We start from the raw sequence: 21,247 nt of genomic DNA, 5'->3' as shown, positions 1-21,247 counted from the left end.
GCCTCAGCGCATCTGTCAGCGGGTCGAAAGGATGGAGTCAGGAGTAGTTCGCACTTCAGGTGTAGGGATGCTGAAAGGATTTTGACTATTTTGGGAGCTATGTGGGAAAACTAAACACAGAGAATCCAGCTAACTTGGTAGACTCCTCTTAGTTGTACGAAAGTCACTAACCTCTAGTTCCATATTGGGATTTAATTATGAGTCCTGTGCTTAAAGTAATTCAGCCTGTCGGTATTCTTGATGGTACGCAAGTCAATCATCTCCGTCAGGAAATTAATAACGCTGTAACAGCAAGTACAGATATTGTCTTAATTGATTTAGAAAATGTTACGTTTATGGACAGCTCTGGCTTAGGAGCTTTAGTCATTGCGCTGAAGAGTGTCCGTTCGGCTGGGGGTAAGCTCTTTCTTTGCTCGATCAATGACCAAGTCAAGATGCTGTTTCAATTAACGAGCATGGATCGAGTCTTTGAGATTTTTCCGAATCGAGCTGAGTTTAATCAGGCAGTTTTATTGCCTAATTAGATAATCAATTAAGCAGCATGATCTTTAGGGAGAGCCTTGAGCGAAACTAACTTGAAGCAACGATAAGTCGTCATCAAATGTTTCTTTCGCACCGATCGCTCGAACTGAGCCTAAGACTGTATCTAGACTGATATTGTTGGCCTGACTCAAGTCGCTTAGTAAGCCAACGAAGCCATCTAAGGTCCAAGTTTCACCATCAGGCTGATTAATTTCATAAATGCCATCGCTAAAAATGTAAAGGCTACTTCCAGCCTCGACTTCACAGCGATCGCTCACATATTGAGCATCAGAAAACATACCAATTGGTAAACCTGCTGTTTTCAAGCGTTTAGCTGTGGTTGTAGCGTCAGCTTCGCCTGAAATTAAGATAGCTGGAGGATGGCCTGCACTCGCGTAAACCAATTGCCGCTTCGTTTTGTTATAAACACCGTACCAAATGGTGAAGTACCGTTCGTTGTGCCCACTCATTTGGAAGGTTTCATTTAACCCAGTCAGGACTCGATCGGGTAAGTAGAAGTTGACACCAGGCAAGGATTGCGATCGCAGTAAATTTAGCACCGAGATTGAGGGTAGAGCCGATCCTAAACCATGACCCGATACATCTAATAAATAAATTGCTAAATAATCGGGGTCCAACCAAAAATAGTCAAAACAGTCACCGCCTAATTGTCTAGAAGGAATAAAACAGGTATTGATCGCAGGAGATCCGAGTAAAGGAGGGGGCAATAGCGATCGCACATAATCAGCTGCTTCTGCTAGTTCAGCTTCCAGAAGCTGCTTCTGGGTCTGGAGATCTTGAGTGAGCTGATGCAAGCGTAATCCCGCTCTTACTCTTGCCTTCAACTCGTTCATTTCAATCGGTTTAGAGAGAAAGTCATCGGCACCGGAATCTAACCCTCTCACGCGATCCTCGACTTCCCCGCGAGAAGTCAACAAAATAAAAAAGGTTGTAGACAAATCTGGGTTCGCCTTCACCTGGCGGCAGACTTCTAACCCGTCTCGTCCTGGCATCATCCAATCGCAAATGATGAGAGCCGGACGGAGTTGCGAAGCTAGCTCACTTCCTTCTTCACCATTGCGTGCTAGAGCTACCTCATAACCTTGTTTTTGCAAATTTCTCATTAAAACTAATCGAATTACAGGATCGTCATCTATGACTAAAATTCGAGGCATGGGGGATCGAAGTTATTGATATTTCTAGAATGCGATGAAGGGAGTTAGGGTGCAATGACTAGAAACACGACTAGAAACAATAAGTTACTGACGTCAAGGGAGTAAATCACAGCTCCATAACAAACTTTTCAATATTATGACAACATTCTTATGCCATCACAAATTTACAGCTACTTACTACTAGGCTATCGGTTCTAAGAGGTCTAAAGTGCACCAGAAACATCACTTACGCGTCAATACAGATCTCAACGAGCTAGTTCAAGTTCTCTCTTGGTTCGAGACATTCAATCAACCCCATATTCCTAAATTAGTTTGGCTACAGTGCCAAACTGCTCTAGCAGAAGGGCTCACGAATGCCATTCGACATGCTCATAAACATCAACCTTTAGAAACTCCTATTGATATTGAAGTTAGTTCGTCTGCTAATGCTTTAGAGATTCGAATTTGGGATTGCGGTCCACCTTTTGACTTCAATGCCAAACTGGAACAAGTTGATGACAAAGTTGACTTTGATTCTTCTAGTGGTCGTGGATTACAAATCTTAAAGTCAGTTGCGGATAAGCTCAGCTACAGCTCTACGGAAGACAAGCGCAACTGCCTCCTAATTGTAAAACACTATGCAGCCAACGAAATTTGAAGCTTTTCTAAAAGTACTAGAAATTTAAACTTAACCAAGTTTAAATTTCGTAAGTTAGGAAGGAGTTTCAAGGCAATTTTTACTTCACTTACTAAAAATTGTCAACATTAAACGAATACAGTTCACAGAAATAACAAAATCTATCGCTTTCTCCTCACTAACTATTCTTTTGGACAAATTTTTCTATTGAGGTCAAAGCCTGCTCAATTTCGGTCAGAAGCTGGGCAGTTCCTTCTAGTTTTTGCCGACGTGCTTGCTGTTCTATCTCCGCTGCTGCTGCCTGCATTGTTTTGGCTCCTACATTGGCGCTAGCACCTTTAATATGGTGAGCGGCCTGCTCAACTTCCCAATAATTGCTTTCCGCGATCGCTGTTGTGACTGCCTTTAAATGGACTTGAGCATCTTCAACAAAGACAGTTAACAACTCTATTTCAAATTCGTAACTATCATCAGACATTTGATGGAGATGTTCCCAATCCAACGGTGGGTTTGAGCCATCTTGATCAGGTGAAGCTGCTGGGGCTGGGTGCTCTAGCGGCACCTCTGAGGTTGACCCTTGACTCCGCGCCGTGAAAATCTTTTGGCTCCATTGTTCTAGCTTGAGCGCCAATTCATCTTTACGAACAGGCTTGCTCAAAACATCATTCATCCCCACCGCCAAGCATCTAGATTGCTCCTGTGGTGTGTTGTCCGCGTTCATTGCCAGCACTACTACGGGCAAGGGGCGATCGCCTACAGCATCTACTTCTAAGCGACGAATTGCTTCAGTCAAAGCATAGCCATCCATACCTGGCATTTCACAGTTAGTCAGTATGAGGTCGTAGTCAGACTCAGCCATGCGCGCTAGCGCCTCTTGGCCACTAGCGCTCACATCAGCTAGGTAGCCCAAGCTTTTGAGCTGGTACAAAGTGACTTTTTGATTAACTGGATTATCTTCAACCAGTAAAACTTTTAAGCTGGAGTCATTATTCATATTAATTTTTGAGCGAGATATCTAGAAACTTTTCAGTATACCTAAAGCTTTTTTGAATGTTTCTAGGATAGGCCATGAATGCATAGACCTTGGTTTGCTAGCCGTCTTTCTTGAGAGTGCCTGACTCGCAGCTAGAAACATATCAGCAGAACCGTAGTTTAGAGCCTGCACCCTAGGTCATTATAGTTAAAATTGATACATAAACTGATAAATTAATTACTGAGGAGCAAATTCCGCTACAGTGAGTTTGTAGGCCTTTTGACTCAATCTCCTAGAAACCAAGCGGCTAAGGCTACAAAGAATATCAAGCCAAGCCAGTGAGGAACTTGTATTAGGCTCAAGGTTCCTAGAGGCAGCAACACCAATGCATTTGCCAGTAGCAAACCAGCAAATACCAGGGTCACGATAATAATTGCGAGCATAGTCTATCCGATGGCATGAGCAGGGCACTTGAGTGATCAATGCTTCGTCACTATTTAAGTAGCTTCGGTAATCTGCACACTTAAATTTATTAGGGTTATATGAGAGGACGTTGCTATGTCAATTTCAACTGCATTTAAATTCACAACCTTAGGCTGCTTTATCTTACTAAGTGCTGCAAAAGTAGTGCCTGTTTTAGCGGAATCAGCTAACTTTCGCACCTTAAATCTTTCTCCTGGCTTCTCGCGTGCCGCTGGAACTGCACGAGGCTTCACAGGGGGCTCTTATTCTTTACCTTCGATTGCTAACAGCGATCGCGAGGGAAAGCGTTGCTTGGGATTTGGCGATACCCAGCCTGATCACATTATGGTGTTGCAAAAGGATTTTTCGCGGCTACAGCTCCAAGTAGATACTCAAGGTAAAGACACCACCTTAGTTGTGAGAGGGCCGAATAACACTATTTTGTGTGGAGATGATACAGGCTCCAATAAGGATGCTAGCGTCAGTCAGGCAAAGTGGTCTGCTGGTACCTATGAGATTTGGGTAGGTACTTTTGATGCAGGCGCAAAGTGGAAATATACACTCACAGCGCAACAATAAGTTGGGACTAGTTTCAAAGCGGCATCAGGGACACTGAGGTTATGGGAACCACGCAGCGAAGAACCCTAGGAACGCTAAGATAGTGAGTGGCCTGTCTTGCCAATGAGGGTGACACTCGTGCTAGCAACCCTAATCACTGACTTCCGCATTATTTTTGAGCGTGACCCAGCGGCTCGTAACTGGTTGGAAGTTTTATTTTGCTATCCAGGTCTGCAAGCATTACTTTTTCATCGACCAGCTCATTGGCTATATAAGCTTGGAATTCCGTTCTTTCCCCGGTTAATCTCTCACCTGGCGCGTTTTCTGACGGGAATTGAGATTCACCCAGGCGCGACGATTGGTAAGGGCGTTTTTATTGACCACGGTATGGGAGTAGTGGTCGGTGAAACGGCGATCGTAGGGGATTACGCCTTAATCTACCAAGGCGTAACGCTAGGGGGTACAGGGAAGGAAAGTGGCAAACGTCACCCAACTCTGGGCGAAAACGTAGTCGTAGGAGCAGGCGCTAAAGTTTTAGGCAACATCCAAGTCGGTAGCAATGTCAGAATTGGGGCGGGTTCTGTAGTGTTGCGGGATGTACCTTCAGATTGCACTGTCGTTGGCGTTCCAGGTCGAGTTGTCTACCGGGCTGGTGAGCGTGTTGGGCCACTAGAGCATGGCCGCTTGCCAGACTCTGAAGCCGAAGTTATTCGAGCTTTGGTCGATCGCATTGAACTCATGGAGCAACAGTTGCAATTGCTGCAAGGTCGGCAAGCTTTGACAAATAGCTATTACCGCGAAGTAAGTGAGCCAAATTACGCGATCGCTGTCCCTGTTGGTTGCTCCAATGCTGCTGAGCCAGAGCAGTCCAATCAAGAAACGGAACCTGAAGTCAGTCAAACTTCACCTAGCTGCCGATTACGCGACAAGGTGATTGAGCAATTTTTGGATGGCGGCGGTATCTAACAAAGGAGTTGCTTAGGGGTTGATCGCCTGAGCAGACCAGACTTGATTTTGGTTGCGCTGGTAGAGACAACGGTTTTGGGGTTCTCCGCGCAGCTCTAGATGATCTACTCGCTCTGGTTCTAGGAGCAGTAAGCAAAAGTATGGCAATGGCTCTGTAGCGTCGGGGGGCTGAGGTGCAAATGCAGCAGCATCCGCTCTTGGTTCTCCCGGTGTAGGCCAAGCGAATTGTAGACGCGCTGCATCCGAAAGCTCTTGCCACGCGGTTTTTCGTGCTTGTTGTAGTGCTGAATCCGGATCAGTAGCGCGGATTAAGGTGAGAGTCCCCGCAATCCGAAACTGCTCCCTGGTTTTGATGAAATACCAGCAGGCTTCTGCTTTGGGATTCTGCTCAATTTGCTCTGTCTTCTCGCTCCGAGTATCAGTCACAAACTTCAATTGGTCCGTGTCATCCAAAAAGCCCCGAAACACTACGGTACGGTTGGCAGGTTGACCGTTGAGTTGAATGGTGGCCAATTGTAAGAAACGAGCCTCGGGCTGACTATGGTTGCGATGTAAGGCACGAGAGAGGGGCGATCGCCAAGGCGCAAGGGACATTGCAAGCTTTCTAACGCGACTTTAAGATTTCAAGTATTGCAGAGATTCAAGATCTGCACCGCACTCCCAAGTGAAGTTCAACCGATATATACTAAAGTGCTCTGCTTGAAGCTCTTTTGAGCAGTAAAGCGCTATCGATAGTGCAAATTTCTATTTGTTTTAATTTCTCAGCGCTATATCTGTAAAATATTCGGTTTAGGCTCATAACAGCGGGACTTTATCTATGGTTCAAGATCTAGAGCGGGTACGCCCAACTAGCCAATTCCCTGAAACAGCACCCACGGCTAACGCAGTGTTCTTTAGGACTTACAGCCGTAGAACCGACGGTCGGCGTGAAACCTGGGAACAAGTCTGCGATCGCACAATTGAAGGCATCGCCAAACTGGGTAAGCTCACCGACGCCGAAGTAGATTTGCTGCGACGGATGCAGTACCAAATTAAAAGTTTGCCATCCGGTCGTTGGCTGTGGATTGGGGGCACCGACTGGATCGAGAAACCAGAAAACTTTTCCGGCGCTTATAACTGCACCAGCACCAACGTGATTGATTGGCGAGCCTTTGGCTTAATGATGGATCTCGCCATGCAAGGCTGCGGCACAGGTGCCATTTTAGAACCAAAATATATCAACCGTTTACCCGCCATCCGCAACCGCTTAAATGTCACCGTTGCAGGCGAAATTGGCACCACTCCCGCCGAGCAGCGCCGTGCCACTACAGAAGTCAAGATTGAAGGCAATCAAGTTCAGATCAATGTCGGTGATAGTCGCCAAGGTTGGGTTAAGTCCTATCAGTCCTTGCTCGAACTCTCCAGCAGCGATCGCTTCTCTGGTGAAGTCCAAGTAGTCGTAAATCTGAGCGATGTCCGTCCGGCGGGCGAAACCTTAAAAGGTTTTGGTGGTGTTGCAAACCCGATCAAGCTCCCCGAACTCTACGATCGCTGTGCCACGATCTTGAACCGCGCCGTGGGTCGCCAGTTAAACTCGGTCGAATGCTGCCTGCTGATTGATGCTGCCGCTGTGACGATTGTCGCCGGAAACATTCGGCGCAGCGCAGGTATGCGTCAAGGGGATAGCGATGATGCAGAATTTGCAACAGCTAAGGATAACCTATGGCAGCAAGATACAGAAGGCAATTGGCGGATTGACCCAGAACGGGATGCCCTACGAATGGCAAACCATACAAGAGTGTTTCACCGCCAACCCTCTGAGCAAGAGTGTATTGAGGCAGTTCGCAAACAGTTCTACTCTGGGGAAGGCGCGATTCAATACGCACCAGAAGCGATCGCCCGCTCTAACTGCGACTTGTTGCCTACACCAGAACTAAAAGCAGAATTCTTGCAAGTATATGAGCGGGGTGAGATTCAGCAATGGCTACAAAATCGCTACCCTCAAATATCAACCGAGGAGATTGAGCACCGTCTAGGACGTTATGGTTTAAACCCATGCGGTGAGATCACTGGAGCCGACTTCCACTGCAACTTGGCGGAGGTACATCTTAACCAGCTAGATCCCCATAATCCAAAGGAACAAGAAGAAGCTTTTACCGCTGGAGCGCTTTCTGTGGCGGCGCTGTTGAATCATCAATTTGCGGAAGAGCGCTATCAATGGTCACGGGAAGTTGACCCGATTGTTGGGGTTTCTTTCACTGGGCTATTTGACTTCTTTGTCAGAGCTTTTGGTGTGGACTGGTTGCACTGGTGGGAAGCAGGCAGACCCGATACAGTGGCTGGCTTAGAGTTTAAGCAGAAGGAGCAAGCCTATCTGTCGCGCTGGAAAGAAGTTGTGCATCAGGTAGTGTGGGAATACTGCGATCGCCACGACATCAAGCGTCCTAACCGTTGCACCACTGTGCAGCCTTCCGGTACTAAATCATTACTGACTGGCGCATCTCCCGGTTGGCACCCACCCAAAGCTCAACGCTACATTCGCCGGATTACGTTCCGCAAGAATGATCCTGTGGCACTGGCTTGTATTGAATACGGTTACAGCGTGGTGCCGTCTCAGTCTGATAAAGACGAAAATGGCAACCTGCTGAATGATCCTTTTGACCCACGAGTGACCGAGTGGTTAGTCGAAATTCCAGTGGAAGTGCCTTGGGCCAACTTGCCAGGAGCCGATCAAATCGCGATCGAGAAGTTCTCTGCGGAAGCGCAATTTGATTTCTACATGCAGGTGCAGAAGCACTATACCGCCCACAACACCAGTGCCACGGTGGAGCTGCGAGAAGATGAAGTAGAGCCTTTGGCAAAACGGATTTACGAGGCGATCGCCAACCAAGAAGGCTACATTAGTGCGGCCCTTCTAGCTCGCTTTGATGCGCCTTTCCCCCGTTTACCTTTCGAGAAAATAGATCAAGAAACTTATGAGCAGTTACAGCAAGGGGTTCAGGCACGCCGCAGAACTGACAACTTCTATACAGCCCTAAGCCGCTACGACTCTGGAGAAGCCACCGTTGAAGGACCAGCAGGTTGCGATAGCGACAAATGCATGATGCCTGAGACAAAAAACTAGGGGAGCGTTACGCTAAGAGTGTTGTTGCTGCTGTTAATTTCGACAGGGCAAAATCACTTTTTAATCTAGTTCTGCAAAAGGTTTCTTGTCAGGAGTACTTCCATGTTTGTTGATGAACTTACACCCATTTTCAAAGAATTAACTCGACAGCCAATGGCTTTTCTAGGAGGACTAGTTTCTGGTGTTTTTCGGCTAAACCTAGCTGATGACCCAGTCAAAAGCTGGCTAGATCAACAAGCGGGTACTTCAACTCACACCACATTCAATCACGAGACCCCGAACGGTCGGAATAATGGTCCCCAGTCGATTTCGATCGATTAAAGTCCATTTAGAGCCCATAAAAAAAGAGTCAGCTTTGAGTCTGGCTCTTTTTTATTTGTAGTCTGAAGCATGCTTACCTAAGCAGCGCGTCGAGTCAATAAGCTCCATAGGAAAAGGGCAATCACTGCGCCTAGAACTGCCAGAAATATACCCCCTAATGTCAGCCCAGTAGCAGCAAACTGGAAGGTTCCGGTTTGCAGGAAGACGCCCAAGCTACCACCAACTAAAGCCCCAATAATTCCTAACAGCATAGTGCCGACAATACCGCCACCTTGATGGCCTGGATAGATAGCTTTAGTGATCGCGCCTGCAATCAGTCCTAAAACGATCCAAGCAATAATGTTCATAATTTTTTCCTGGAAGTATTAGGAATTTGCCGCTAAACTGCACGTCTAGTAAACAAGTTCCAGAGCCAAATCGCGACAATTGCACCTAAAACTGCGACAAAAAGTCCTGGCAGGCTAAAGCTAGTTGCAGTTAGTTGTAGGCTGCCAGTTTGTAATAGCGTGACTAATGTTCCGCCAACGAAAGCCCCTACAATGCCAATCAAAATGGTGCCTAGAATTCCACCCGCTTGATAACCCGGATAAATTGCTTTAGCGATCGCACCTGCAAGCAATCCTAAAATAACCCAAGCAATAATATTCATAAGACAATGATTTCCTAAGAAATATTATTCTTACCGAATTAACTAATAGATTAGCCACTTCAAGATTAAGTAGCATCTGTCAGTAGATGTAACCTTAAAAACTTAAAAACAGTCACTAAAAAGGAGTAGACATTAACACCTACTCCCTAAAAGCTTTGAGTTTTAATTTATTTTCAGTCGCAGTAATTTGGCTTTAAGGATAGAAACTTAACTGAGGTAACCCTAAGGTTTCATTCCAGCCCATCATCAGGTTCAAACACTGAACGGCTTGACCTGCTTGGCCTTTCATCAGGTTGTCGATCGCAGACATCACAATAATGCGATCGGTGCGTGGGTCTACTTCAACACCGATGTAGCAGAGATTGGTGCCAGTGGCCCACTTAGTTTGCGGATATACACCACTTGGCAATATTTTCACCCAAGGCGAGGAGCGGTAAAAAGCCATATAGATTGTGAGCAAATCCTCACGGACCAGGCCTGGGTCACGCAGCGTTGCATAAACGGTAGACAAGATCCCGCGCACCATGGGGATGAGGTGGGGCGTAAACTGTACCAACACCTCATGACCCGCCAAATCACTACAAACCTGCTCAATCTCTGGTGTGTGGCGGTGGCGAGCCACTCCATAGGCAGAGAACGAGTTATCCGCTTCTGCCAAAAGGAGATTTGTTTTGGCTTGTCGGCCACCGCCAGAAGTACCTGACTTAGCATCAATCACAGCCGTTTCAGGCACAATTAACCCTTGCTTCAACAAAGGAGAGAGCGCCAGTAAGCTAGCTGTGGGATAACAGCCTGGACAACCCACCAACTGAGCTTCGGCAATGCGATCGCGATACAACTCAGGCAAACCGTACACCGCTGTTTCTGCGATCGCCTGATCGCTGCGCGTCTTACCGTACCAATTCTCGTAGGTTTCTAAATTGGAAAATCGGTAATCTGCGGATAGATCTAAGACTTTGCAACCTTTTTCCAATAAAGCGGGTGCCATTTGGCAAGCTAATCCATTGGGCAAAGACAAAAAGACAACCTGACAGCGTGCCGCAATCTGATCGAGATCAATCGGCTCGATGATCAAGTCAACTCGATGATTGAGGTGGGGGTAAAGCTCACCAAAGGCCTTTCCCGCACTGCTCTCTCCACCCAAGTAAACAAGTTCAACTCCTGGATGATCAATCAGAAGTCGTACTAGCTGTACGCCGCCATAACCCGACGCGCCAATAATCCCAACGGGCACGCGTCCTACATCACCCATGATATTTGGCCTTATTTGAGGTTCAACAGTAAACGCTTAACTTTTGCTGCATTGTAGTACCTAAAGCAGCAAGTTGGTCTACACAATCACCATGATTTTTTCAAGTTATTAGCGCCTCTGATTAGCCCTATCACCTTCGGCTAATATTGAATCTCTAGTATCAGAAGCTACCCCTCTAAATTGCCTTCTAGTAGGGCATAATCTTCCAGGTTAGTCGCCTGAGTTAAGGTGCTAGTTTCACCCGCGCGACTTGGCAGAAAACCGAGGTTACCAGGGCTTTTGCAGCACTCTACCTCGCTAAACAGACTACAATCGAAGCATAGGTAAGCTTTAAAAAACTTTACGGTGTCGTTACTTTGAGTTTCTCCGTGGAATCGCCTCAAACCGCCTCAACCCAACCTTTCAAGTTTGATGCTATTGATGCTGCTTTGGCTGACCTCAAGGCAGGGCGTGCCATTGTCGTAGTTGATGACGAAAACCGGGAAAATGAGGGCGACGTCATTTGTGCCGCTCAATTTGCGACACCTGACATGATCAACTTTATGGCAGTGAAAGCGCGAGGGCTGATTTGCTTAGCGATGACGGGCGATCGCCTCGACGAACTTGACTTGCCCTTGATGGTCACGAACAACACAGATAGCAATCAGACTGCCTTTACCGTCAGCATTGATGCGTCGCCCCAGTTAGGAGTCAGTACTGGAATTTCTGCCGAAGACCGGGCTCGGACCATCCAAGTTACGATCAACCCCTCTACTCGCCCCGACGATTTGCGTCGTCCCGGACATATCTTTCCAATTCGGGCGCGCGAAGGTGGTGTGCTGAAGCGGGCAGGTCATACTGAGGCAGCGGTTGATTTGGCTCGCTTAGCAGGGCTGTACCCATCGGGTGTGATCTGTGAAATCCAAAATCCCGATGGCTCAATGGCTCGTTTACCAGAGCTGATCGAATATGCTCGCACTCATCAACTCAGAATTGTTAGCATTGCCGACTTAATTAGTTATCGCTTGCAGCATGAGCGGTTTGTCGGTCGAGAAACCATTGCCGAACTGCCAACAGAATTTGGTAACTTCCAGATTTACGCTTACCGCAATGCCCTCGATAACTCTGAGCATGTGGCGATCGTCAAAGGCGACCCCAGCCAGTTTGGTGACAAAACGGTAATGGTGCGGATGCACTCGGAATGCCTGACGGGCGATGCACTGGGTTCTCTGCGTTGTGACTGCCGTATGCAACTCCAAGCCGCCCTGAAAATGATTGAGAACGTGGGCCAAGGTGTTGTAGTTTATCTGCGCCAGGAAGGTCGCGGCATTGGCTTAATTAATAAGCTCAAGGCCTACTCATTGCAGGATTTAGGGCTAGATACCGTCGAGGCGAACGAGCGTTTGGGATTTCCCGCTGATCTGCGGAATTATGGCGTCGGAGCTCAAATTCTCAATGACTTAGGCGTGAAGAAAATCTGTCTCGTCACCAACAACCCCCGCAAAATCGCTGGGTTAAAGGGTTACGGTTTAGAAGTTGTCGATCGCGTCCCTCTACTCATTGAAGCGACTCCCTACAATTCCACCTACCTAGAAACCAAGGCCACCAAGCTAGGTCACATGCTGTTGCAGACCTACTTGATGACGGTGGCGATTCATTGGCAAGATCAGCCCAAGTCTGCCACTGAGCGTTACGATCGCCTAGAAAAGTTGCGGCACTTAGTAGAAGCTCACGATTTGCTACTGCAAGAAGAAGCTCGTCCTGTCGCGATCGCCCTCTTTGGCAAGCCTTCGCTCACAGTGCATGTAGGCTTTGACCAAGCCAATGTTGCTGCTGCCGATTGGTATCAGCAACCTACTCATCCTTATGTCCAAGCGATCGCCAGAATCTTGGATAATCTAGCCAATTGGCCGCAAATTCAAAAAGTGGAGTTTCTCATTTCTCCCGGTTCTGACCCGCTCAAGAGTTTGCAAGTGCAGCTCGATCGTCACGCCTTTGCCTTAAGCCAATTGCCTTCTGCTGTCTGTGACCAACTAGAAACGCAAGTGATTTATAGCTTTTCCACAGACGCTACTTCATCCGCTGCCTAAAGATTTTGCTGCTTAAAGATTAGGAGAGTAATTCAGTGCATAGTTCGCTCAGCACCACTGGCACCCCACCGATCCATGTCATTGGGGGAGGCTTAGCCGGGACAGAAGCGGCTTGGCAAATTGCTCAAGCTGGGATTCCCGTCGTTTTGCATGAGATGCGACCGGAGCGCTTAAGCCCAGCCCACCACAGCGAACACTTGGCCGAGCTAGTCTGTAGCAACTCTTTCGGTGCCCAATCCAGCGATCGCGCTGCAGGTCTCCTCCACGAAGAATTGCGTCGCCTGGGTTCCATCATCATTGGCAAAGCCGATGAGCATGCCGTTCCTGCGGGGGGAGCTTTGGCGGTCGATCGCGGTCAATTCAGCCAAAACCTGACAGAAACGCTCGCCAATCACCCACTGATCGAGTTACGCCGAGGAGAAATCCAGGATATTCCCAGCGAAGGGATTGCCGTCCTCACCACTGGCCCGTTAACCAGCCCCGATTTGGCAGAAGCGTTGCGGCACTTCACGGGGCTGGAGTACATGAACTTTTTTGATGCGGCCAGTCCCATTGTGGTGGGGGAGTCGATCAACTTCGACATCGCCTTTCGCGCCTCTCGCTACGATCGTGGGGAAGCTGCTTATCTGAACTGCCCGATGAACCGGGAGCAGTATCTCCACTTCTGGCAAGAACTATGCCAAGCTGAGCAAGCGGAACTCAAAGACTTCGATCGCGAAACTGCCAAGTTCTTTGAAGGTTGTTTGCCGATTGAAGAAATGGGCAAACGAGGCGAAGATACCATGCGCTATGGCCCGCTCAAACCTGTAGGCTTATTTGACTCCCGCAGAGGCGACTTCCGCGCCCCGGAGAACCAAGTGCATCGACCTTACGCGGTCGTGCAACTGCGCCAAGAGGACAAAGCAGGGCAGCTTTGGAATATGGTCGGTTTCCAAACCAATCTGCGTTGGGGTGAGCAGAAGCGAGTCTTTCGCCTGATTCCAGGGCTAGAAAATGCCGAATTTGTCCGTATGGGAGTCATGCACCGCAACACCTTCATCAACGCACCAGAACTGCTAACACCCACTTTGCAATTCAAGCAACGGCAAACTCTACTCGCCGCTGGCCAACTCGTCGGGACGGAAGGCTATACTGCGGCGGCGGCTGGTGGTTGGTTAGCGGGAACCAACGCGGCTCGTTTAGCTCATGGTCTAGATCCGATCGCCCTACCGGGGACTACGATGATGGGCGCATTGTTCGAGTTTATTAGCTCTGCTTCGCCCAAGCATTTCCAACCCATGCCGCCCAACTTTGGCATTCTGCCTGAGCTAGAAAAGCGCATCCGCAATAAGCAGGAGCGTTATGGTTGCTATCGCGATCGCGCCCTAGCCGATCTATTCAGTTGGAGCACGCAACATCAAATTTCGCTAGGCCAGTCAGAATGTTTGGCTAGCGTCTAACGCTGGCGCTCGGTCATTAGAGGATGAAAGGCGATCGCCAGATTGACCAGGAAGCCAACTAAAAAGTGACACGACTAACCTGAAAATCTGCTACTAGTAGTAGGTCAGTTTTCCTGCTCTATCTCGGCCCGCTTGCCCTAATTTGTGTGACGTTGATTCAGCTCCTCAACCTTAATAGTCTTCGAGCTTGGCTAAGTTTGGCCAAGTGGTTTAAATGCGCTCTGGTTTTCAGTTTAATTTGCAGCTTTTGGCTGAGCGGTTTAGCGGCTCCAACCTACGCGACTCCCCTAGCGTTCATGCAAGTTCCTCAGTCGGTGGCTCAAACTGATGGAGCACTAGAAACATTACAAGAGCAACAAAAAGCAGTCGAAAAGCAGCGCTCAGAGATTCAAAAAGAGCGCGATCGCGTTCAGAAACAGGAAAAAGCAGCCAAGAATCGGATTGGCACGCTTCGCCAAAACCTGCAAGTGACAGATGTGCAAATCAAAGACAATCAATATCGGTTGCAGTTAGCCAAAAAGCAACTCAAAGAATTGCAAGCAGATTTAGCGATCGCAGAACGCACTTATCAGAAACGCCAGTCTGCGGCAGTAGCTCGCTTACGATTTCTCCAGCGTCAGCAAGGCAGCCAAGGTTGGGCAGTGCTGCTACAAAGCCAAAACTTGAATGATTTTTTAGATCGTCGCTACCGCTTGAGAAAGGTGTACCAAGCCGATCGTAACGCTTTAGCCCAACTTACTGCTGAGTCTCGCGATCTTGTAGCCCAAAAGCAGCAAGTGGAACAGCAAAAAAATCAAATTGCCCTCCTCGCTCAGCAATTGTTAGCCCAACAATCAGAGTTGCAAGCTCAAACCCAGTCAGAACAAGAATTAGTGGAGCGGCTCCGTTCTGACCAATCGGCTTTAGAGGCGGCAGAAGCCCAACTAGCTCAAGATTCTGAGGATTTAACTCAACTGATCTTGCAGCGGGTGGCTGAACAAAGAGCCAAAGACGCAGCAGCGGGGCGAGGCAGCATTGTGATTCGGGGGACAGGTCTGATGAGTGTTCCCTGTGATGGCCCGATCACCAGTAGCTTTGGCTGGCGGACGCACCCGATTTTAGGCTATGAGCGGTTTCATTCTGGCATTGACTTTGGTGCGGACTATGGCAGTACGATTCGAGCTGCTAATGCCGGAATTGTGATTTACGCAGGTTGGTATGGCGGCTACGGCAACGCTGTAGTCATCGACCACGGCAATGACATCACGACCCTTTACGGACACGCTAGCGAACTGTATGTAGCTGAGGGACAGGTGCTGCAACGAGGTCAGGCGATCGCATCTGTTGGTTCTACAGGACTCTCAACGGGGCCACACCTACACTTTGAAGTCCGGCAAGCTGGAGAACCTGTAGAACCGATGGATTACTTTTGATGCCTGAATAAACGCGACCTAACCCCCAGCCCCTTCCCTGAAGGGAAGGGGAGCCAGATTCGCTGAATCGCACGAATAGAATAGCTATCCAGCAACTGGTTCTAGTTCAGCTTCGCTACTTTGTTCATCATTGACTCGTCTCAACGATGCTTTGTTAAACGCTGGGAACTTGAGCTGAGGGTATTGAGCTTTGGCTTGGCGTAGCTCCTCAAAAATGGGGTCATCCAATCCCGTGACCACGCACCAAACCCGCGATCGCGTTAGAGCCACAAAAGCTTCATTGCGCTTATGCAGTTCGCTTTCTTGTTTCCAAGCTAGCGGTCGAGTGGCACAGTGAAAGCGGCAGGCATAGACTTTCCAAGCTTCGTTGCCTTTGGCGCGATGGATATTGGCTAAAGTCACCTGTCCAGGCCGCACAAATTCATTACGATTTGGCTCTCCACCCGCTACGAAACCTTTGACACCATAGGCGGTCAGTTTGGCTTGAAAGCTTTGCCAATACTGCTTCTCATTCTCCCCAACCAAAGCTGTAATTAAAATATCACTGGGTTGAAGGCCGTGCCGCAAGTCATTCACAATTTGCTGGGCGATCCATTCTTGTTCTTCGGCTTCTGCGGCAAAGGTTTGTAGGCTTAGCAACTCCGCGATCGCTTCCCGCGCTTCAAAATTTTCTTGGTCAATCGGATGCAGGTTTTTATCCGCAGGTCGGGCGATCGTCACTTGTTGCCCTGCCTGAACACTAGCATCGGTAAAGTCACCCTCCAGCACTTCATAGCCTAGCTTTCGCCACTCTGCTTGGTTGCTCACTCCTTGCAGCGGTCCCTCAGCTCTTAGTAACCCCATGTTGACAGCTTGCGCCACCATCAGTAGCAGTTGGGGCGTACGATAGCAGCGGTTGAGATTTTCAGACTTACGAATTGTTGTTCCTTCATAGAAAAAGGAGTGATTGCGTCCCAAACCTAAATCTACAACTGGAGACCCATCCGCCTCACGGCCAAAAACTTGGGCAGGTTCTGGCACCGTTAAAGAACCCATTCCCTGCGCCTCGTCATAAGCCCAATACAGGCGCTTCGGTGCCGTTAGGGTGTTGCGAACTAGCCGATAAAAAGCAAACGGCAGGTCTTGGCCTTCATCAATAAAAACTGCATCATACAAACAAGGCACCGGAACTAATTGCCGCTCCAAGCCATTACAGACATACTCAAACGCTTGAGCAGGTGAAACCTTACCAATTTCTTGTTCTACATCTTTTACATTTTTGGGCTTGATGCCAGCAGCGATCGCCAAAGTACGATAAAAACCGGGCTGATCTTTAGCGCCCCAAGCATGCAAAACCTTGAGCTTATCCCAGTTTGGCGCTCTGCCCGTCAGCTCTTGGTAATAGCGCCCGATCCGTCCTTCAATAATTTGTTGGTAAAGCGATCGCGTAAAAAAGACAAAAGCAATATTCCAATCCGGATGCTCCGCATGAATTTTGGCTGCTCGTTTAGCGAATAAAACTGTTTTACCTGTACCTGCTAATCCTCGAAGCCGCTGAGGTCCATCTGGATATTCAAAAGCAATTTTCTGTTGTTCTTCATCTAAAACTTTGACTCGCGATTCTAAGTTCTGGATCACCCGAATTGGGCTATTAGCCGCAGTTCCTTCGGGAATTTCTCGTGGCAACGTGACTGGCAAGATTTCGACAGTAGTTTGGTGAGTCATAATTTACGTTCATCAGGGTAGATGCAAAACCCAGCGAAACTTAGCAGAAAAAGTTCAGAAGCCTTCTCCACATCAAGCTTGCTTAGTTATTTAGTTTTCGAAATAATTTCAGTAGTTTTAGCGTTACTTTTGGTTGAAAAAGCTGCTTCAACACAGACAATATCGAAACCTTGAATCAGCAGAAAACTACACGGCAGCTTTGCTTAACATGCCCCGCCGCAATAGTAAATAACGGAGAAACTTTTAAGTTTTCAAAAATTTTGTAGATCACTCAGATCAACCTTGCTGTCAAATTTGGACTAGAGGTTGAGTGAGCTATTGGCCGCTGTTAGTCCACAGATTTCAGATTTTTCTGATTTGCGATCGCTTTACGTGATACAATTACAAAGGAAATTAGGGCATGTAGCTCAGTGGATAGAGCATCAGGTTCCGGTCCTGAGGGTCGGGGGTTCGAATCCCTCCATGCTCGCTTTATTTGAAGCGACAAACTAAACGATCTTGGCGAAATGCTTCTCTAGTTCTGCAAAGAGAAGCATTTCGCCAAGATATGCTTTTTAGGAATTTGAGGCCAAAACCTAGGTTGTGGAGATGTTACAGTCTATGCTTCACAACCTGAATTTTACAGTTCTAAATCACTCTCAGTTTTATCCTGCACGCCTTTGACAATCCGAGATAACTCTGTTTTCTCGTCGAAGGCTACGCGAGTAGGCGAACCACTAATAATGCCTTCATAGTTGCGGAAAGAATCTCGAATCTCTGGTCCCTGCTCGCTGATGGTATATTCTCGAATCCCTTTCTCATGCCAGGAGCCGCGCATCTTAAAGACATTAATTGCTCGCGCCATCTCACCCCGAATTTCTACATACTGCAACATTAAGATCGTGTCAGTAATCGTAGAAATGTGAGAATCAGTAATTGAATGTGACCCCATAAAGTGATCAGTGGTGTTTGTAAAAAAGCCAGTAATTTCTTCCTGCTTAGCAAAACCTGTCACCCCAATGACAAACTGACGAAACGCATTATTGCTGACGCCACGAGCTAAGGCTGAGAGAGAATCAATAGCAATCCGCGTCGGTTTAAAGTCAGCAATTTCTGACTTAATAATTTGAAGATGATCTTCTAGCCCGGCTGATTCCGGATAAGCACATCGGATTTTCAATAAGCCTTTTTGTTCTAGATCCTCAAAATCAGTTCCCCAAGAATAAGCATTACGAGAAAGTTGAGCCCGCGACTCCTCGTAAGCAAACAGCATGGCCCGCTCATTTCGCATGCAACCTTCTTGCAAAAACTTGCTTACCAACAAAGTTTTGCCTGTACCTGTCGCTCCGGTTGCAAGAATAATCGAATCCTTAAAAAAGCCACCTCCACACATTCTGTCTAGCGTCTTGACTCCCGAGGAGACTCGTACGTTAGAAGAGCGTTGGGTAAGCCGCATAGCACCTAGCGGGAAGATATTGATACCCTGATTTGTAATGGTAAATGGGTACTCCCCTTTCATGTGGGTCGTGCCACGCAGTTTCAGAATCTCAATAGTGCGCCGCCGCCGTTCACCTTCTAAAACGTTGCGGACGATCGCGACGTTATCGGACACAAATTCTTCCACCCCAAAGCGCGCGACGGGGCCGTACTCTTCGATCCGCTCGGTCGTCATGATGCTGGTTGCGCCTAACTGTTTTAGCCGGGCCACTAAGCGAAAAATTTCTCGCCGTACCACCGAGGCTGCATCATACTGCTGAAATACAGCCGTAACAGAATCAATCGAAACCCGCCGAGCTTTGTATTTACGAATTGCGTATTGAATACGTTCAATTAAAGCAGAAAGATCAAAATTGCCAACCACATCCTGACCTTCTGGATCAGGTGAAGCATCTAAAATAAAAAGCTTGCCGTCATCAATTAGTTCTTGAAGATCCCACCCAAAACTGAAAGCGTTTTTAATAATATCCGCAGGAGACTCTTCAAAAGTAACGAAGACACCCGGCTCATCAAATAAAGTAATTCCGTTATATAAAAACTGCACTGCCAGCAGGGTTTTACCGGTTCCAGATGTACCACTAACTAATGTAGTCCTGCCTACCGGAAGACCTCCATGACTGATGTCATCGAAGCCTTCTATCATAGTACGAATTTTTTTGACCCCTACTGATAATAGATCTTCTTTCTTTCGAGTTTGATTATCTGGATTCATAGCCTTTTAAGTTTAGCTTTTGAAGTCTGCTCTAAAAGTTCAGCTTTTCTGGGAGAGAAGATAGATCAGTAAAACTCAATTCTAGGGATTACTCGAAGTTAGAATCATCCTCGTGCAACTCATCGTATAGGAGATCTAGGCCAATCAATACTCTCTCACGATCAGACAAATCCCCCACAATTTTGCGGACAGGCGGTGGCAAAATTTTAGCTAGGGTTGGAGTAGCCAAAATTTTATCTTCTTCGGCTAGTTGGGGATTTTTTAGCACATCAATCACTTTCAGAGCATAGACTCCTTGAAATTCTGTCTCCAAAATATTATTGAGAGTCTTTAAAGCTCGAATCGAATTGGGGGTATTGCCAGCAACATACAATTTGAGGATGTAAGTTTTTTTCAAGGAACTCATGAATTTGGTCTACTCACTTCTAGCAGGCTTAAGCAATGGTTTCTAAAAACAGAGATAGACAAAAAATCATTAGAAATCTCTGGGGATGGAGCGGCGGTACATCTCACATAGGTGAGCAATTGTATCAATTAAGGTGAGACGATAGTCGAGCAAGATGTCATCACTTCGGCCTTCTAGTTTTAACTGCTTCGAGAATTCATCGATTAACTCCATATGAACTTCCACGATTTGCGAGACTGAAACATCTGCAAAGAAAGCCATGTTAACAAAGTCATCAATTTTTTGGTTGAGTTGCTCTTCCCCAGAAAAGTAGATTAAAACAATATTGCTATAGTTTGACTTCAACTTTTTCAAAAATTTTTGTTTTTCGTCGGGGGGCAAGTATCGCAGAAAGTTTTTGGGTTCTCTTTTGTAGTAAGCACTTAAATATCCCAACCGCTCTTTCAATTTTTCAGTTAAACGCCGCTGTTGCAGCATTAGAGAGTTTTGGCTAGTTAGCTCAACCACAACGTCGGAAGCAGGTTGGAGGCTGGGAGTGTGGTGCGTCGGCGACAACTTTAAGAACTGAACGATCGCTTGGTGGATCAACTGAACCATGCGATCGACCTCAGTAATCGATACTTCTACGGTTGCGACGTGGTATGTGCAGCTTAAACTGGTTTGATGAGTTTGGGCAGTATTGGGCTCAGGCGGAATTGATTCAGTAGGATTTAGAGTTTCTAGCTGTTCAGATTCATGACTCGGTGTCACTGTCTCAGATTTCAGTACGACAGCAGGCAATAGGATCGCTCTTCCTTGAAGCTGTTCAACGAGAGAATTGAGGTTCGAGCTTGCTTGCAAAATTAAGCAGTCAATCTGTTGTTTTTCTAGCTCAATAAAATCAAACAACTCTTTTTCAGAGCTGAATTGGGTAACTCTATAGCGATCGCCACTTAAGAGTGCAGTTAGAGATTGAGCGAGGTCACCAGAATTCAGCAGAGTTGAAATTGACAGTTGAGGATACACAACCGCGCCAGCTTGAAAAAACTAAGTGGATACAAATTACTACTAAGTCTTATTAGCAATACCAAAAATAATAATTAACAAAAGCAATGAGTTAAGGAAAGTTGAATGAGAATTTTTTCGTCAAAGCAGGTAGCAATCTTAACTAATCTTAACTCCAAATGCAGCAACAACCGTAATCAATTGTAATTAGTTATTCCGTTGCGCTTTGTTGAGGAGCGCCATAATGAAGCAATACTGTCAGAATTGGAATTTTCGAAGCTCATAGCCTAGTCAGGCCCAAACCAATCACTGATCCCAAATATTTGTTAGGTGATAGCTTTGATCTACAGACAGTAGATTACCAATTTTGCATTGTTGTATCCCACCGTTGCTCATTGCTTCCATAAACCAGAAATAGTCGTTCAATAGGGACTTATTTATCGCTTCA

At 47.1% G+C, this 21,247-nt stretch carries 19 protein-coding genes and 1 tRNA gene; 10 read left to right on the top strand and 10 right to left on the bottom strand.

What is annotated here, in order from left to right:
• Window positions 1-197: 197 nt before the first annotated feature.
• Window positions 198-524, top strand: a complete 327-nt coding sequence (locus H6F68_RS23690; protein WP_190438459.1) for an STAS domain-containing protein — start codon at window positions 198-200, stop codon at window positions 522-524.
• Between the two features lie 24 nt (window positions 525-548).
• On the opposite strand, the gene H6F68_RS23685 is transcribed toward H6F68_RS23690, so the two are convergent.
• Entirely contained in the window at window positions 549-1,697 is a 1,149-nt protein-coding gene (locus tag H6F68_RS23685) for a SpoIIE family protein phosphatase (protein ID WP_190562754.1), read from the bottom strand.
• Between the two features lie 208 nt (window positions 1,698-1,905).
• Between H6F68_RS23685 and H6F68_RS23680 the strand changes: the two genes are divergently transcribed.
• Window positions 1,906-2,334 carry an anti-sigma regulatory factor gene (locus H6F68_RS23680; protein ID WP_313930221.1) on the top strand — a complete coding sequence of 143 codons (429 nt, stop codon included), beginning with the start codon at window positions 1,906-1,908 and terminating at the stop codon, window positions 2,332-2,334.
• Between the two features lie 157 nt (window positions 2,335-2,491).
• Here H6F68_RS23680 and H6F68_RS29135 read toward each other — a convergent pair whose 3' ends face one another.
• Complete coding sequence (locus H6F68_RS29135) at window positions 2,492-3,307, bottom strand: response regulator (RefSeq protein WP_190562752.1); 816 nt, start codon at window positions 3,305-3,307, stop codon at window positions 2,492-2,494.
• A 537-nt stretch (window positions 3,308-3,844) separates the two neighbouring features.
• On the opposite strand from H6F68_RS29135, the gene H6F68_RS23670 reads away from it, so the two are divergent.
• Together H6F68_RS23670 and cysE are read left to right on the top strand one after the other, a co-directional pair.
• Entirely contained in the window at window positions 3,845-4,327 is a 483-nt protein-coding gene (locus H6F68_RS23670) for a hypothetical protein (protein ID WP_190562751.1), read from the top strand.
• Between the two features lie 117 nt (window positions 4,328-4,444).
• Window positions 4,445-5,272, top strand: a complete 828-nt coding sequence (gene cysE / locus H6F68_RS23665; RefSeq protein WP_190562749.1) for a serine O-acetyltransferase — start codon at window positions 4,445-4,447, stop codon at window positions 5,270-5,272.
• Between the two features lie 12 nt (window positions 5,273-5,284).
• Here the strand turns inward: cysE and H6F68_RS23660 are convergent, their stop codons facing one another.
• Complete coding sequence (locus tag H6F68_RS23660) at window positions 5,285-5,866, bottom strand: Npun_F5749 family FMN-dependent PPOX-type flavoprotein (RefSeq protein ID WP_190562747.1); 582 nt, start codon at window positions 5,864-5,866, stop codon at window positions 5,285-5,287.
• Window positions 5,867-6,089: 223 nt separating this feature from the next.
• On the opposite strand from H6F68_RS23660, the gene nrdJ reads away from it, so the two are divergent.
• Both nrdJ and H6F68_RS23650 read left to right on the top strand, forming a co-directional pair.
• Window positions 6,090-8,375: a ribonucleoside-triphosphate reductase, adenosylcobalamin-dependent gene (nrdJ, locus tag H6F68_RS23655; protein ID WP_190562745.1), complete on the top strand. Its 2,286-nt coding sequence runs from the start codon at window positions 6,090-6,092 to the stop codon at window positions 8,373-8,375.
• Between the two features lie 102 nt (window positions 8,376-8,477).
• Window positions 8,478-8,696 carry a hypothetical protein gene (locus H6F68_RS23650; protein WP_190438435.1) on the top strand — a complete coding sequence of 73 codons (219 nt, stop codon included), beginning with the start codon at window positions 8,478-8,480 and terminating at the stop codon, window positions 8,694-8,696.
• A 77-nt stretch (window positions 8,697-8,773) separates the two neighbouring features.
• Here the strand turns inward: H6F68_RS23650 and H6F68_RS23645 are convergent, their stop codons facing one another.
• From H6F68_RS23645 to argC, 3 genes are all read right to left on the bottom strand, one after another.
• A complete protein-coding gene (locus H6F68_RS23645; RefSeq protein ID WP_190562743.1) occupies window positions 8,774-9,043 on the bottom strand; it encodes a GlsB/YeaQ/YmgE family stress response membrane protein in 270 nt (89 codons plus the stop codon).
• A 32-nt stretch (window positions 9,044-9,075) separates the two neighbouring features.
• Complete coding sequence (locus tag H6F68_RS23640; protein ID WP_190562741.1) at window positions 9,076-9,345, bottom strand: GlsB/YeaQ/YmgE family stress response membrane protein; 270 nt, start codon at window positions 9,343-9,345, stop codon at window positions 9,076-9,078.
• A 193-nt stretch (window positions 9,346-9,538) separates the two neighbouring features.
• Entirely contained in the window at window positions 9,539-10,597 is a 1,059-nt protein-coding gene (gene argC / locus H6F68_RS23635; RefSeq protein WP_190562739.1) for an N-acetyl-gamma-glutamyl-phosphate reductase, read from the bottom strand.
• 368 nt (window positions 10,598-10,965) lie between these two features.
• On the opposite strand from argC, the gene ribBA reads away from it, so the two are divergent.
• From ribBA to H6F68_RS23620, 3 genes are all read left to right on the top strand, one after another.
• On the top strand, window positions 10,966-12,666 hold the full coding sequence (ribBA, locus tag H6F68_RS23630) for a bifunctional 3,4-dihydroxy-2-butanone-4-phosphate synthase/GTP cyclohydrolase II (protein WP_190562737.1): 1,701 nt from the start codon (window positions 10,966-10,968) through the stop codon (window positions 12,664-12,666).
• A gap of 35 nt (window positions 12,667-12,701) precedes the next feature.
• Window positions 12,702-14,105 (top strand): FADH(2)-oxidizing methylenetetrahydrofolate--tRNA-(uracil(54)-C(5))-methyltransferase TrmFO, encoded by a 1,404-nt coding sequence (gene trmFO, locus H6F68_RS23625; RefSeq protein WP_313930220.1) that lies wholly within the window; start codon window positions 12,702-12,704, stop codon window positions 14,103-14,105.
• Window positions 14,106-14,401: 296 nt separating this feature from the next.
• Window positions 14,402-15,517, top strand: a complete 1,116-nt coding sequence (locus tag H6F68_RS23620) for a murein hydrolase activator EnvC (protein ID WP_190562735.1) — start codon at window positions 14,402-14,404, stop codon at window positions 15,515-15,517.
• Window positions 15,518-15,601: 84 nt separating this feature from the next.
• Here H6F68_RS23620 and H6F68_RS23615 read toward each other — a convergent pair whose 3' ends face one another.
• The gene (locus tag H6F68_RS23615) at window positions 15,602-17,221 is read right to left on the bottom strand and encodes a DEAD/DEAH box helicase (protein WP_190562733.1); all 1,620 of its coding nucleotides are present in this window, start codon (window positions 17,219-17,221) and stop codon (window positions 15,602-15,604) included.
• Between the two features lie 396 nt (window positions 17,222-17,617).
• Between H6F68_RS23615 and H6F68_RS23610 the strand changes: the two genes are divergently transcribed.
• Window positions 17,618-17,690 (top strand) — tRNA-Arg (locus H6F68_RS23610).
• 150 nt (window positions 17,691-17,840) lie between these two features.
• Here H6F68_RS23610 and kaiC read toward each other — a convergent pair.
• The 3 genes from kaiC to H6F68_RS29655 form a co-directional block, all read right to left on the bottom strand.
• Window positions 17,841-19,409, bottom strand: a complete 1,569-nt coding sequence (gene kaiC / locus H6F68_RS23605) for a circadian clock protein KaiC (protein ID WP_190438417.1) — start codon at window positions 19,407-19,409, stop codon at window positions 17,841-17,843.
• 88 nt (window positions 19,410-19,497) lie between these two features.
• Entirely contained in the window at window positions 19,498-19,815 is a 318-nt protein-coding gene (gene kaiB, locus H6F68_RS23600; protein ID WP_190438414.1) for a circadian clock protein KaiB, read from the bottom strand.
• A 69-nt stretch (window positions 19,816-19,884) separates the two neighbouring features.
• Complete coding sequence (locus H6F68_RS29655) at window positions 19,885-20,820, bottom strand: circadian clock protein KaiA (RefSeq protein ID WP_190562731.1); 936 nt, start codon at window positions 20,818-20,820, stop codon at window positions 19,885-19,887.
• Between the last annotated feature and the right edge of the window lie 427 nt (window positions 20,821-21,247).

Origin of the sequence: Trichocoleus sp. FACHB-262 (genome assembly GCF_014696035.1) — a bacterium.
GTDB lineage: Bacteria > Cyanobacteriota > Cyanobacteriia > FACHB-46 > FACHB-46 > Trichocoleus.
This window is presented reverse-complemented; position numbering and strand designations above follow the sequence as displayed.